Origin of the sequence: Microcoleus sp. N3A4, from assembly GCF_036701805.1 — a bacterium.
In the GTDB taxonomy this organism is placed as follows: Bacteria; Cyanobacteriota; Cyanobacteriia; order Cyanobacteriales; family Microcoleaceae; genus Microcoleus.
Map to the genome: position 1 here is coordinate 248061 of NZ_JAUBRJ010000003.1, position 15314 is coordinate 263374.

9 protein-coding genes are annotated in these 15314 nt (G+C 43.0%); 5 read left to right on the plus strand and 4 right to left on the minus strand.

All coding sequences use genetic code 11. The annotated features are described in order from the left end of the window. Positions 1–234: 234 nt before the first annotated feature. Entirely contained in the window at positions 235–1179 is a 945-nt protein-coding gene (locus QUA56_RS03490; RefSeq protein ID WP_333353260.1) for a response regulator, read from the minus strand. Positions 1180–1335: 156 nt separating this feature from the next. Here QUA56_RS03490 and QUA56_RS03495 point away from each other — a divergent pair, with 156 nt between their 5' ends. Then, positions 1336–2430 carry a RuBisCO accumulation factor 1 gene (locus tag QUA56_RS03495; protein WP_333353263.1) on the plus strand — a complete coding sequence of 365 codons (1095 nt, stop codon included), beginning with the start codon at positions 1336–1338 and terminating at the stop codon, positions 2428–2430. Positions 2431–3009: 579 nt separating this feature from the next. Here QUA56_RS03495 and QUA56_RS03500 read toward each other — a convergent pair. Then, positions 3010–4014, minus strand: coding sequence for a DUF4349 domain-containing protein (locus QUA56_RS03500; RefSeq protein ID WP_333353266.1), 1005 nt, complete (start codon positions 4012–4014; stop codon positions 3010–3012). Between the two features lie 443 nt (positions 4015–4457). Here QUA56_RS03500 and QUA56_RS03505 point away from each other — a divergent pair, with 443 nt between their 5' ends. From QUA56_RS03505 to QUA56_RS03515, 3 genes are all read left to right on the plus strand, one after another. Continuing rightward, complete coding sequence (locus QUA56_RS03505; RefSeq protein WP_333353269.1) at positions 4458–6923, plus strand: ATP-dependent helicase; 2466 nt, start codon at positions 4458–4460, stop codon at positions 6921–6923. 257 nt (positions 6924–7180) lie between these two features. Further along, positions 7181–7927, plus strand: a complete 747-nt coding sequence (locus tag QUA56_RS03510; RefSeq protein ID WP_333353272.1) for a dienelactone hydrolase family protein — start codon at positions 7181–7183, stop codon at positions 7925–7927. A 106-nt stretch (positions 7928–8033) separates the two neighbouring features. After that, on the plus strand, positions 8034–8933 hold the full coding sequence (locus QUA56_RS03515; RefSeq protein WP_333353275.1) for a S1 RNA-binding domain-containing protein: 900 nt from the start codon (positions 8034–8036) through the stop codon (positions 8931–8933). Positions 8934–9822: 889 nt separating this feature from the next. Here QUA56_RS03515 and QUA56_RS03520 read toward each other — a convergent pair. Both QUA56_RS03520 and QUA56_RS03525 read right to left on the minus strand, forming a co-directional pair. Further along, positions 9823–12060, minus strand: a complete 2238-nt coding sequence (locus tag QUA56_RS03520; protein WP_333353278.1) for a polysaccharide biosynthesis tyrosine autokinase — start codon at positions 12058–12060, stop codon at positions 9823–9825. Between the two features lie 21 nt (positions 12061–12081). Further along, positions 12082–13512: an SLBB domain-containing protein gene (locus tag QUA56_RS03525; protein ID WP_333353280.1), complete on the minus strand. Its 1431-nt coding sequence runs from the start codon at positions 13510–13512 to the stop codon at positions 12082–12084. 164 nt (positions 13513–13676) lie between these two features. Between QUA56_RS03525 and QUA56_RS03530 the strand changes: the two genes are divergently transcribed. Further along, on the plus strand, positions 13677–15032 hold the full coding sequence (locus tag QUA56_RS03530; protein ID WP_333353283.1) for an O-antigen ligase family protein: 1356 nt from the start codon (positions 13677–13679) through the stop codon (positions 15030–15032). Positions 15033–15314: the final 282 nt, after the last annotated feature.

Here is a 15314-nt window from a genome sequence, read left to right on the forward strand (position 1 = left end):
TATTTTGTCTTGAATCATTGGTTTGCTATCATTTTCGACTTAAGACACAGAGCCGACTAATAACTAATGACTGACAACTAATGACTGATGACCCCGCCCAAAAACAGGTACAAGCTCGCGACAATCGTCGTGGAGATTCCAAAATTTTAGACTTTTGTTCAAGCTCCAAGATTCACTGCGCTGCAAGTAAATCTAAAATCTAAAATCTAAAATCTAAAATCGACTGACTGATGACTAATTACCCTGAAAACTCGTCAATACCAAAGCAACTTGTTGAGCTGCGAGGTGAACTGTTGTGAGTTCGTCGGGGCGCAGGGAACAAGGTTGCTTCCACTGGATAGACATCAGGGCGATCGATCGACCCTTGTGAATCACCGGGACGCTCAGGTGAGCTTGAATGCCGGATTTCTGATAGTGCGGCACACTCGCTAGGGCGGTGTCGTTGGCAATATTCACAGCACCCTGAATAGTTTGAGAGGCGATTGCCTCGCGGACCAGAGGGTCATCTGCCAGCCAATTTTCCACAGTTTGGCCGGTGGTGTGACTGCCTTGGACTGGCATTAAAACAGTTCCTTCCACCAGTTGCAAAATGCAAGCATCCGCCAAAAAATTATCGCTTACAGCAGTAGCAATTGGATCTAAGCTTGCTTCCAAACTCGGATAATCCACAGCCGTTTGCATGATTGTTGCTAACAGTTGTATTTGATTTTGGGAGCGGTGCAATTCCTCAGTCCGCTGCTTGAGAACTTCATAAGTCTCGGCCGCTTTTTGCACAACCATTTTCAATTCGTTCGGGTCCCAAGGCTTGGTGATATACTTGTAAACCTGTCCTGAGTTAATGGCATCCACCAAGTCTTCAATGTCCGTAAAACCAGTCAAGATAATTCTGACCGTATTCGGAAACTGGGGCACGGTTTTGCTCAGAAACTCCGTTCCCTTCATTTCTGGCATCCGCTGGTCGGAAATGATCACGGCGACCTCGCCTTCGATGCCGAGGACTTCCAAGGCGCGAATTCCGCTCTCAGCTTTGAGCACGTTAAAATCTCGTCGGAAAGTGCGGTAGAGTAAATCCAGATTGTCTGGTTCGTCGTCTACTACCAGCATTTTGGGTTTTTTCGGTCGGTGTAGGGTCATGAGCTGGCGTTTAATTTGATCTAGCTCTGGAATGGCATTATACATAACAATAGGATAAACTCCCCTTTATAAATTTGGGCGAGCAACTATTCTGTAACAATAGTCTCATAACTCACTTACTATCAATCTATAGCTCTGCGGCGACAGAAGCCTTGCTGGTATCCAATCACACATAACTTAGCGCTGATTTTTAATCCAATTATGACTGATACACCGCAAGATTCCTTCCCTCCAGCATCTGAACCCTCCACCAATGCTGTGGATGTCGAAAAGTTAATTCGATCGCTCCGCCGAAAAGAAGGCACTTGGGTAGAGTGGGGACAGGCCTGCACTGCACTCCAAAAAGCGGCATACAACTCTCAAAGGATTTTTGAAGAAACTGGTTTTGAGCCAATTCAGCAAAATCAAGTCAGCGTCGCAGCCCAAGTTTACACCAGCATGGTCAACGCTGGGGCTTCAGAGGAAGTTCGATCGCACTTCCTCCGCAAAGGTAGTGATATCTTATACGAGTTTCGGATTCTCTCTCAAGTAGAGCGGGCTGGGGCGGCGGCTTTGATGCTAGCACACAATTTGGATGTTGACGATGCTCGCCAAGTTGCTAAAGCGATCAAGGAGTTTTCGCACTTCGGCAGTCTTCCCCAAGGGTTCACAGACACTCCAGGGGATGCTGTAGCTTACCAGTGCTGGCAATTGGCGAGACAGAAAAGCGATTTGCAAGAGCGATCGCGCTTAATTGCTCGCGGTTTAAAATTAGCTAGCAGCCAAACCGCTAGGGGGCAAATCGAGCAGTTGCTCGTGGATTTTACCGTAGTTTCGAGAAAGGAAGCGCCCCGCTTGCCCGTCTACCGGCTCGATTCTGAGGAACAATTGCCCCGGGTTGTCCCGGTTGTGGGCAAATTGCCGCTTTCTACGACAGATTTGCTGGCAGTGCCTTTGCCGGAGGAAATCGAGCCGTTCCGAATGGTAAAATTTTCGGGAGCGGGAGCTTGGGTGGCGATTCCCGGATGGCAGGTAATCTTGAACGCGGAAGATCCGGTGGCGGTTTTGGAAATGAGCGATCGATTGCCGGTACCGCTGCAAGGTAAAGTTGAAGAAGTTTTGATTATTGCCGATCGAGCCCAAAGACAGTGGGATGCTGACAGTTATTTCCTCGCCGATAACGCTGGCAATTTAGAACTGTACTGGTTTGAACAATCCCCGGATATTCCTATTTTGGGGCGAGTTGTTCTGGTGATGCGTCCGAAAAAGATTGTGGATGAAGACTATACCAAAGATGGATGGCAAATTGATGATTAGTCAGTTGTCAGTTGTCAGTGGTTAGTTGTTAGTTGTTAGTTGTTAGTTGTTAGTTGTTAGTTGTTAGTTGTTAGTTGTTAGTTGTTAGGAATGAAAAATAAATAAGGTGACTAATAGAGCAATAGTTTACCTTGGATCGAGGCTTCTGGGGTTTAATTGTGCAAGTTATTTATTTTTCATTCCTTAGCCTACGAAAGAGCGCCCAAGCGCAACTACATACCTATGACTGGTACGTAGTTGCGCTTCAGCGCTCTTAGGAATGAAAAATAAATAAGGTGACTAATAGAGCAATAGTTTACCTTGGATCGAGGCTTCTGGGGTTTAATTGTGCAAGTTATTTATTTTTCATTCCTTAGTTGTTAGTTGTCAGTTGTTAGTTGTCAGTTGTTAGTTGTTAGTTGTCAGTTGTCAGTTGTCGTTGGTTTTAAGAACGGGTTCTCCGGCCGTTCCACAATACATAAATTTTACGTGGGTGGAATGACTAATGACTAATGACTAATGACTACTGACTAATGACTACTGACTAATGACTACTGACTACTGACTACTGACTAATGACTAATGACTACTGACTACTGACTACTGAGGCGGTTTCGGTTCTTGAATTTTCGGAACAGAATGCTGTTTCTTAAATCGATTAAAGCCGTAAACCGCAGCGGCAATTAACAGCAAATAAGGACTGTAAGCCAACAGCCAAATACCCAAACCAAACAAACCGAGCGTCAATTCACCCACAGAATGAGTCGCTTTCCCCCAAGTTTCCTGCACCCGCAAACCTAGAGAAGGTTCGGGAGTTTGTTGAGCCGATACTGCAGCTTCTAGAGTTAAGCTAATAGTCGAATAGGCTACTTGATTTCGCAAACTTTTTAACTGAGCGTCAATGCGTTCGATCGACTCCCGAATATTGCTCAACTCTTGAGCAGCTTTGAGCACGTCGCCGACAGAACCCGATCGCTCCATAATTTTTAACACCATTTGCTCCGATTTGCGGAGGTTCCGCAGCCTAGCCTCATTGTCAACTAATTGATCGGTAACATCCTCAGCCGTCAGAGCACGGTTCTCTACAGTTCCGAGTTTTGCCAAAGTGTCTAAAGTAGTTTCTAACCGTTCTTGAGGCACGCGAATCTCCACAGACGCGGTTTGGCGGACACTCGAATCCGGCGGCTTTTGATTTTGGAAACCCAAGATATCGCCTTGCTGTTTTTCGACAATATTAGTAACAGATTTAGTGCTGGCGTCAATAGATTTGACAACTACACTGAGTTCGGCTTTTTTAATCAGTTGGGGACGGGTTGCTGGAGTTTCTGCTGCTTTTTTTGATGCACCAGGAGTTTTTGACCTTTGGGCTGCTTGCTCGGGTGCTGGTGGGGGTGGTGGAGCCGATGCGGCAACTTGGTTTTCACGGCTGCTGGATGAAGCTCCGCCGGGTGGAGCGCTGCTGGTTGAATCTCCTCCGCAGCTAGGCAAAGCAACGGCTGAAGATAAAGTTAAGAATACCGCCACAGCAAAACGAGTTGTGCTGTTGTTGGCTGGGTTTGGGTTTGGCTTGGGCGGGGGGGAATTGATTTTGAGGTGAGTTTTCATTTTGGGTGACTCCTATAAAAAAGGCTTGGGTATTGAATTTTATGCTGGTTTCAATTTAAGCTCGAATAGATAGCATTAGTTTAGCCGATACCGAAATGGAAACGGTAGAGGTTGAATACTTTGGGATTTTTAACCGCAGATAAACGCAGATGAAAGCCAATAAATATCGGTGTGATGACCGAAAACAATTTGGTCGCAAGTCCCCGGATTCATCCGTGGAGCGAGAAAAAAGCTCCTCGCTCCCGCCAGTGCCCAGATTTCTGAGCGGGGTCGCTTTATTCAATCTAAAATCTAAAATCTAAAATCTAAAATCGATTGACGGTTTGGGTTCTGGGCATAGGCGATCGCAACTAAAGCAACTCGGTGTCTGATACCGTTTAAAAAGGCTGAACGCGACAAATATTTTTCTAATCTAAAATCTAAAATCTAAAATCTAAAATCGAATGACAGATGAATTTGATACTGATTTTATGCGATCGACAACCAATACCGATCGCCCGGATGTAGCCTCAGCGCTTTCAGACTCAGTGGCTGCGGCGATTTTGCGAGAACAAGCTTGCCTTAAAATTCGCGAAAGCTTGCGTGCGGGGCAGCAGGACATGGCGGATTGGGAAGGCGGCCCCCTTGCTGTTTCGGCGGTTCCCGGGGCCGGGAAGTCTACGGGAATGGCTGCTGCGTCGGCAATTGCGATCGCCCGCAACCAGCTTCACAACCGCCGCCAGTTAATTGTCGTGACATTTACGCGATCGGCTGCTGCTAATATTAAAGCTAAAATTCGCGAAAGACTGCAACAATTGTCTTTATATCAAGGCGGTTTTGCAGTGCACACTTTGCACGGTTTAGCTTTAAATATTGCGATGCGCCATCCCGATTTGTCGGGTTTAAATTTAGAAAATTCTACTTTAGTTACTCCAACTCAAAGTCACCGCTTAATTCGCACTTGTGTAGAACTTTGGATCGCTGAAAATCCCCGCCGATATCAAGTTTTGTTGGAAGGACAGCAATTTGACGGAGAGGAAACGGAGAGATTGCGGCGACAATCGGTTTTGCGGACGGAGATTTTGCCGCAGTTAGCTAAAACTGTGATTCACGAGGCGAAATCTTCTGGTTTGTTTCCAGAAGAGTTGTTAGAAATGAGCGCTCTTGATTCGGGCGACGGTTATGAAATTTTAGCGGTAGCTGGGGGTTTATATCAAAAATATCAGGCTTTGTTGAGGAGTCGGGAATTCATCGATTACGACGAGATGATTTTAGCAGCTTTGCGGGTGTTGGACAATCCGAGGGCGAGGGCGATCGAGCAAAAGCAAGTATTTGCCGTTTTCGAGGACGAAGCCCAAGATTCTACACCTTTGCAGACTCGGCTTTTGGAAACATTGGCGATCGATCCCGAGCGTCCTAACTCACCTCCCAATTTTATCAGAGTTGGCGACCCAAATCAAGCAATTAATTCTACTTTTACACCCGCAGACCCGATTTATTTTCGGAAATTTTGCGAAGACTGCGAAGTGGAAAACAAGTTAGCGACAATGGACGGTGCAGGCCGCAGCACCCAGGTGATTATCGATGCAGCTAACTTTATGTTGAAATGGGTAAACAGCTCGAAATTAGCGGGAACGGAACAGCCTTTTCGCGACCAAACTATTAAGCCAGTACCCAGCGATGACCCGCAACAGAATGCAAATTCCGCCCCCATTGGTCGAGGCTTAGAATTGCATACTCCCCGCGATATTTACCATACAGTTGAGTTAATTGGGAAGCGGGTAATTGAGTTAGTAGAGGAATTTTTACCCGCCGATTTTGAATTCGCAAGGAATGAAAAAGCTATCGATTTAGGCGCAGAAGCGAGCGATGGGGAAAATAGCGCAAAATTGCCGTTAGAAAATCTGAAATCGATGGCTATTTTGGTGCGGGAAAACAAACAAGGCAAGTTTATCAAAGAAGTGCTGGAAAATCCTCAAAAACACGGATTAAGCTTTGATTTGCGGAAATACGGGATTAAAATAGAGGATGTGGGAGAGCGCGACAGACATTCTCAAGTGCCTTGGGAAATCTTAACATTACTGCAATTTCTCGATCGCCCGCACTCTCCAGACTACCTGAAAGCAGCATTAAAGATTTTGAGCGATCGGCAACTCATCCCCAAACAAGACTACAATGCTTTTGCTACCAGCCCCGAGCAATTCCTTTACCCAGGCCCGCTAGACCCGCAGCAGTCAGAACCAGTTCGCAAATGCCGCTATTTTTGCTGCGGTTTGCTGCAAGCTAGCTTAGAACTGCCACCCTACCAAATCATTTCCTTCTTAGCCTTAGCGCTGCAATACGACCAAACAGAATTAGCCACCGCCGACAAATTAGCAGAACGGGTAGCAATCCAAACAGCAGGCAACAATTCAATGCGAAATATTTTGGACGTACTGAGCGAAATTGTCAGTTCCGAAAGATTTGAACCTGTGGATGCAGACGACAAAATAGAAGAACGCTATACCAGCAAAGGTCAACTAACAATTATTACCATGCACAAAGCTAAAGGATTAGATTGGGATTGTGTATTTTTGCCGTTTTTACACGAACAAACCATCCCCGGAAATTTGCGAGTTTTGCCCCAAGCCCGATTTTTAGGAGATTTCACTTTAGCAGAGGTAGCGAGAGCACAAATTAGAGCAAGTTTGCACGAAAAATATCCTTTACCAAATCTAGGCGAAGCGTGGGAACAAGCAGGTTATTTGAAAACAGCAGAAGAGTTTCGACTGCTGTATGTGGCGATGACGCGAGCAAAAAGCTTGCTGTGGATGGCTGCGGAGAAGAAAGGGCCTTTTAGTTGGAACAAACCAGAGAATTTACAGGAGCAAAAACCTTGTCCGGTGATGCCTGTTTTGAAGCAGAGATTTCCGGGTAATGCGATATTGTAAAAATGGTAATTAGGTACTCAAAAACTAAAAATTACATCTTTTGCCATTGTCAAGAACGGGCAAGATGCCCGTTCCACAATAAAATTAAGTTTTGTGGAACAGGCAAGATGCCTGTTCCTAAATAGGTAATTGAGAATGGTGAAAGATGTAAGTTGAAACGAAGCGCTTCGCTAACCGGCCTTCGCGGTTCGTTAAAAAAATATCATTCAAAAATGAAATAGAATTGCTATAGAGCAAAATTTGCACTAAAACTCCCTATGACAAACTCAGAAATTCGCACAGCTAACATCACATTTCCCAACGGAGATTTGCAAATCGCCGCTTACCTAGCCCAACCCGCAGCAGAAGGGCAATTTCCCGCAGTTATCGTGATTCAAGAAATCTTTGGCGTCAATTCGCACATCCGCGAAGTTACCGAAAGAATAGCAAAAGAAGGATATGTGGCGATCGCCCCAGCCATTTACCAGCGTCAAGCCCCCGGCTTTGAAACGGGCTACACACCCGAAGACATCAAAATCGGCAGAGAATACAAAGAAAAAACCACAGCTTCCGAACTTCTCGGCGACATCCAAGCCGCCATCGATTACCTCAAAACTCTACCCTCTGTCAAACAGCCAGGTTTTGGCTGCATCGGTTTCTGCTTTGGGGGACACGTCGCCTACCTCGCCGCTACTTTGCCCGAAATCAAGGCTACAGCGTCGTTCTACGGCGCTGGTGTCGCCACTCTAACCCCCGGCGGTGGAACCCCGACGATCGCCCGCACAGCAGACATTAAAGGCACTCTCTACGCCTTTTTCGGCACTCAAGACCCCAGCATTCCGTTAGAACAAGTTGACCAAATCGCCGCTGAATTGCAAAAACACCATATTTCTCACCGAATTTTCCGCTACAATGCCGATCACGGCTTCTTCTGCGACCACCGCGGCAGTTACGACGCTACCGCAGCAGCAGATTCGTGGGTGCAGGTGAAGCAGCTATTTCATCAGCAACTTCAACCAGCTTAGAGAGTGGAAGATGGGGAGATGGGAAGATGGGAAGATGGGGAGAGTGGGAAAATTTTTCTACTGACAAGTGACAACTAAATTACTGACAACTGACAACTAAACTGACATGAATTCCAAATCTACAGGTTCTCAAAGCGCAAAAGCATCCTTTTCAATGGATGATTTTGCTAAAGCCCTCGAACAGCACAATTACGAGTTCCAGAAGGGACAAGTAGTGCGCGGCAAAGTGTTCGAGTACGACTCAAACGGCGCGTATGTTGATATCGGCGGCAAGTCTTCGGCTTTTTTGCCGATCGAAGAGGCTGCTTTGAGAACGGTAACTGATTTGTCGGAAGTGGTTCCGCTGGATGAGGAACGGGACTTTTTGATTATCCGCGAACAAGATGCAGATGGCCAAGTTACCTTGTCTCTGCGGCAGTTACAAATTCAGCAAGCTTGGGAAGATTTAATTGAATTGCAGGAAACTGGAAAAGTTCTTCAGGTGCGGGTTTCTGGGGCGAATAAGGGCGGCGTGACTGTAGATGTTCAGGGAATGCGCGGTTTTATTCCCCGATCGCACTTAGTGGAACGCGATAACATAGAATCGCTGATCGGTCAATCTTTGAGCGTGAATTTTTTGGAGGTCGATCGCGATCGAGAAAAACTCGTACTTTCCCAGCGGATGGCCACTCAATCGAATGCCTTCAAGGATTTGCAAATCGGTCAGTTGGTGGAAGGAAAAGTCAGCAGCATCAAGCCTTTTGGCGTTTTTGTGGATTTGGAAGGAGTTAGCGGTTTGCTGCACATCAAGCAAGTCAGCCAAAAATACATTGATAACCTTGGAAAGCTCTTTGCTCCCGGTCAACCCCTGAAAGCGCTGGTGGTTGACCTCGATGAAAGTCGCGGCCGAATTTCGCTTTCTACTCGGGTACTGGAAAATTATCCAGGGGAAATGGTGGATAAAATGGCGGATGTTATGGATACCGCAGAAGAGCGATCGGAACGCGCTCGAAAAACTCTTTCTTAGGTCGCGATCTAATTACCACCCCGACTTCTTTAAGAAGTCGGGGTTCTAACAGCGAGCTCGTTTTACGTTTAATTAGATTAATTTACCGATCGGGCATTTTACATCGACTTCTTACTTCTTTCTGCGGTTATACAGCATATTCCATGTATGTGCGGTACACAAAATCTTTTAGTAAGTAAGGTGCGTCGCCAACCGTCAATCTGCAAGTTTCATTGAACCGACTCCGCAGCGACGCACCCTACATAACACGTATCACACAATATAGCTGAAAAGTGTACTTCATGAACCTGGAATATGCTGTATAATATCGTTTCCGGTTGCATCGGAATCATAAAATCAAGTCAACAGTCAACCGATTTTAGATTTTAGATTTTAGATTTTAGATTTTAGATTTTTAACAGTCAACTGTCAACCGATTTTAGATTTTTAACAGTCAACTGTCAACCGATTTTAGATTTTAGATTTTATATTTTAGATTTTTAACAGTCAACTGTCAACCGATTTTAGATTTTAACAGTCAACAGTCAACAGTCAACCGATTTTATATTTTATATTTTATATTTTAGATTTTTAACAGTCAACTGTCAACCGATTTTAGATTTTTAACAGTCAACTGTCAACTGTCAACTGTCAACCGATTTTAGATTTTAGATTTTATATTTTATAGCCTTTCTCAGAAAGATGAGGTACGTAGTTGGGCTTCAGCCCTCTCAGTTTAAGTGGTTATATAATCTGTCAATCATACCTCATCTTTTTGAGAAAGGCTATAGATTTTTAACTGTCAACTGTCAACTGTCAACTGTCAACTGTCAACTGTCAACTGTCAACTGTCAACTATCAACTGTCAACTATTCCGCAGCAGTGCAACCGGAATTGATATAACTCCATTTTATCGTCCTTTAACCCCATTAGCTACTACTCCCAATACTTTAAAATCGGCTATATTTAGTTGATCTAAAGCTTTGCTTACCATGCCCCGATCGGTTTTTTCTATTTTTACTATCAGCACTGTACCATCAGTTTGAGAAGCTAGTAAATGACCGTCAGCTAAACCAATTAAAGGTGGCGTATCGTAAATTACTAAATCAAATAAGGCTAGGAATTGTTCCATTAAATAGTGCATCTTTCTGGAAGAAAGTAATTTAATGGGATCTGGGGTAATTGTACCAGCAGTCAGGACAAAAAGATTGTCATTGTCTGGCAATCGCTGGATGGCCTCATTTAAGCTTAAATCAGAAGTCAAAGTATTACTTAAACCTTTAATATTTGATAAGCCAAGGTATGTGTGCAGTTGAGGAAAACGCAGATTAGCATCCACTAATAATACTCGTTTACCAACAGCAGAAGAAGTTTTAGCTAAATAAACTGCTACAGTGGACTTACCCTCACCTCTAACCGTCGAAGTGATGGTTAAAGAACTTATGGGATGTTCAGCACTCAATAAGTGAATATTTGTGTATAAGTAGTGAAATGCCTCTATCAAAGGAAAATCTTGGTAATTAGACGCTATTATTCGTCTTGAGTTTGGACTGTTAGAAGTTGAACTGACGCTAGTGAATTTAGGTGGAGCACTTTTCCCTCTAAGGGATTTAATTTTCATTGCTTTGGCGATCGGAATTACTCCCAAAAGAGGACGTTTAGTTGCAGATTTAATTTCTTCGGGAGTATGGAAAACTGTATTTAAAACTTCTACTAGGAAACCTATAGCAATACCTAGTAAACTGCTAATAACGATCGCGATCGCTAAGTGGCGGCGAGTTGGTTTTTCTTTTACTGCATGGAGAGTACCATTATCGTCTCTGACTAACTCTGGTTTAGCTATAATTTTCCAAGAGCTATCAATTTGACCAGCATCTAGTTGTAAAGTTTTTTGTTTACCTAGGAACAGTTTAAGATTATCTTTAGCTAGTTCTAGTTCTAATTGTATGCCGTCATAGCGACGTTGAGCCTGGGGCATTTCATTTATTTTGTCTTGCAGTGATTTTTGGTTATTAGCTAGCACCCGCTCGCGAGCTTCCAACTGTTCTATTTGTGCTTTCATCTGAAACAGAACAGATATAGCTTCTCTTTGCATTAAATCCTGCAAACTTTGCTGCTTTTCCCGCAAAGATTGAATGGGAAGGCTATTTTCATAAAATTGAGTAGAGCTTAAAGCTAATTGCGACTCTATTTCATTGACTTTTCCCATTAAACTTTCATAAGACTTAGGACTAATATCAACAATCCAACGATTATCACCATTTGCAGAGCGTTGTTTGTATATTTCATATTGACGGATACTTTGTGCTGATTGTGCTTCCACTTCTATGCGAAGATTAGCCAAAGAATTTATCTGATCTGATAGCAGGCGGCTACCTACATCTGGCTGATTAAAGTTATACTTAATTCTTAATGCTTGTAATTCTTTTTGCAATTTATCTACTTTCTGCTGGAGTTGTGGTATTTGTTTGTCGATAAAGTCAATACCTTTGCTGCTAATTTTTAACCGCTCTTGGCGCATATATTCCATGTAATATTTTAAAGTTTCTTCTAACACATATTCTATGCGATTTGAGTCGCGATCGCGGTAACTAATTTCTAATAGTTTAGTACCCGCCTCTTTGCCATCTTGTACAAAAGTAATCCGCTGGACATCCAGGTTGTTAATAAGATTTTTATAATCAAACCGTGGATATTTTGTTTGCAATCTTTTCAATAATGGTAATAACACTTCAGGGCTTTTTAAAACCCGCGTTAAGCTTTGATAGTCCACCGAATAATTTTCTTGCGATGAGGATTTAACTTTGCTCAGTTCTGTGATACCCAAACTATTGTCTTGAGCTTGGACAAAGAGCTTTGCTAGCTGATCGTCAGAAGTAATCGGTTCTACTAAAACCGTAAATTTTCCTTGGTATTCAGAAATAGTTTTTTTGGCATTCCAGAGAATGAAACTACCACTCAAAGTAGCTATGGCTGCAGATACTATGACCATCACCAGAACACGACGCTTGAGTACAGCTAGTACCCAATTCATATCAAGCACTTGGTCGTCATCTTCTGGGCTACTAGCTAGGTAATTAGCGGAGGGAACAGACAGATATTGACCGTCAAGGTCATTTTTGAGAGAAGAAAACAGTTTTTTATCCATAAGACAAATGTTATTTAATTCCTAATTAACTAAGATTTTGAGTAGCTCTATGAGTCTGGTGGGAACGAGAATTCCACCAATAATATTATTAGCTGGTGTGAGAATATTGTTAATGTTGTCTATCCAGACAGTAGTCCTCGAACGTGCCACTATAATTATGTCATTATCTTGAATAATTGGGTTGGTTTGAGCATCGATTCCCTGATTCAAATTAATTGGTACTTGGGAGCGAGATATAGTGCCATTAGGATTCAGCCTAATCAGTTCTACAAATCTAGAGTTGGCACGATTTTGCTTGAAACCACCAGCACTCAAAATTGCTTGATTTAAGGTAGTATTAGCAGGTAATTTCAACGCCCCCGGAGTATTGACTTCTCCGATAATACTCACTTGCACAGTCGCCGAAGCAAAGCTAGAAGTAGCTAGAACAGAAACTTCTCCTGGGTCGATAGCTGTCGCTGTAGGGACAAAGATGATATCTCCTTCTTGTAATATAGTATCTTGAGAAGCATCTTGTTCTTGCAAATATTGCCAAAGGTTGATAGTGCTGATTTGTTGTTTGCCATTTCTCGTATAACGTTGGAGTTGGATTTGGCGAATATCGGCAATTGATGTGATGCCACCAGCTAGTTGTAGAGCACGAATGATGGTCGGCTGTCCGTTGGTTCTTTGACCATTTTGGGTATCACCACCGATCGCAACATACCTACCGGGGCGCTTAACCTCTCCTAATACTGACACAGTACGGGGTTGATCTGCTGGTATATAAAAATTAGATTCACTAACTTGATTTGTTTCTGCTAAGTTAATTTTTTCTTGAGGGGGAACCAATATTTGATCTCCATCTCGCAACGTTAGGTCTTGGGTGGTTTGACCTGTTTGTAAATAATCCCACAGGTTATAAGTGATAGTTATCTCTTGGTTGGCCTTGAGGCGGCGTCGGACAATTACTCGGCGGATATCAGCGCTAGCTCGAATACCCCCAGCTTTTTCTAAAGCTTGAGGCAGCGTGGGAAACTGAACTGACGGTCTAGTTCCACCTCCATTAGCTAGGGGCAATAAGTATGAGCCGGGACGACTTATTTCACCAGACAACCAAATATTGAGCGGGCGGGCAGCTTGTAAGCTGATGGTAACTAAAGGTCTTTTGACGATCCGGCCATAAGCTCTAGTGATAACTTGGGCTGCCTGTTCTAAAGTTAATCCTTGAAGGGAAATACTACCAATAATGGGCATTTGAATAGCTCCCCCAGCGGGAATTTGATACTCCCCACTAAGCTGCGGTACATCGTAGATATCAATTCTAATATTATCTCCACCACCTAGATAATAGTCAGTATTAGTGCTAATTGTGGGGGAGGGGGACTGAGCGAGGTTGGTTTGAGGGTAGGAAAAAACGAACACAAGCATTAGCAGTGGCAGGTGTAAAGCAGGAAGGGTTAGCCATTTCATAGGTAAGTAGATGAGTATGAAAATACATAAGTAGTCAAAAGCGAGGCGAAACGAAGTGAAACGAAGCAATCGAGCGGGCTTACGCTCACTTTACATTCTGTTACATGAACTGGTTGATTTGCGCCTACCTACTTAGTAACAAATTTGACGTTCGAGGTAAAGCCATGAAAGATATTTTAAGGGTTCCGATGTTTATGTTGATGCTTTTTTGTTTGGTGGCGATCGCCTTTGTGACTATTTATATTTTAGTCGCCCGCCATCACAAATTTGCTGCCAGATTAGAAAAAATTTTTGTGGGCATACTTTTTTTTACTATCACTAGTAGCTCTGGAGTCACGCCGATGCTTTTTCAAAAACTCCATCCTATCATTTTCTCTAACTTAAAAACTACAGCGCCAACTATTATCGGTCAACTTGCCATTTATTCCGGCATGATTATACTTTTAGTCCCCCGCTTGAGTAAAACCACAAAAAATCTAGTTCCTGTAGCTATAAAATGGATTTTAGGAGACGGTTTTTTCTGTTTATTTTTGTTAATGATGACTTTATCAGGGTTGTGGTCACAAACTCCTGAACATAGTTATCGGGCTATTTTGAGTATGTGGGGAATAACACTGGTTTCTATGTATGTAGGCAAACAATATAGTTGGTTGGAAATTTATGGATTATTGAGATGGCTAAGTTGTTTATTAGCTTTGTGGGGAGTCGTGCAAACAAATCCATCATCGGACGGCTGTTGGACGGGAATTTTAAGCCATAAAAATCCTTTTTCTTTTCAAATGGCTAACACTGCTTCTTTATGGATTTTATATGCTGCGAAAGAAAAAAAATATCGATATTTATCATTATTTATAACTCTAATAGCTTTAGTAGGATTGCAAAAAGGTTGTAGTGGTGCTAGTAGAATTCTGACAGTGATATTAATCACTTTTTGGGTTTATTTGTCCGTCTTAAAAAGATTACCTGTAAAATGGGCTTTTCTCTGCTTTCTGTTGTTTTTGGTGGGCAGTATATGTATTGCTATTGTGGTGTTAAATAATTTAGAGGCTATTGTTGTGGATGGTTTGAAAAAAGATATGACTTTAACGGGTCGTACAAACTTTTGGCCTTTAATTATTGATAGAATTAATCACAACAGTCCCATATTTGGTTATGGAATGGGAGGATTTTGGCAATCTTGGCGGGGCTTAGAAGACCCAGCTTACGGAATTATAGACGTTAAATCTGGTTTTGTGCCACCCCACTCCCACAATGGTTTTATTGATATACTTTGCGAACTGGGTTGGGGTGGATTGTTGTTGTTTATTTTTTCCTTTTTTAATAATATCTTTAGAGGTGTAAAGTACCTGATTAAAGAAAGTTTTCCAGAGTCAGCTTTGGCTTTGTATCTATTAACATTTATGCTAATGACTAATATGACAGAAGGGGGATTATTGGCGATTGGTACTTATTGGTGTTGGTATGTAGTTTTATCGGTAAAATTGAGCTTAGATACGACAGTTAAGGATAATCAACACTGATGATGTCAGCATTTTGTCAGGCTGATTAATCGGGAGAGTTGAGTGCGATCGCACCGTTCAGCCTGAATTCTCATGATAACTCAGTAGACACACCTAAAAAAACAGAACACCCAGAACCCAGACTTCTTAAAGAAGTCTGGGTTCTAATAGCCATCGCGCTTGACGTTGAATTGGGTTAATTTACCAGAACTTACGCAACCATCCTGTAAGCAACCCCGGTCTAAAGACATGGGGCTTTAGCCCAAGTCAAACATACCGAACAAAGACATTTGCCCTTGCAGT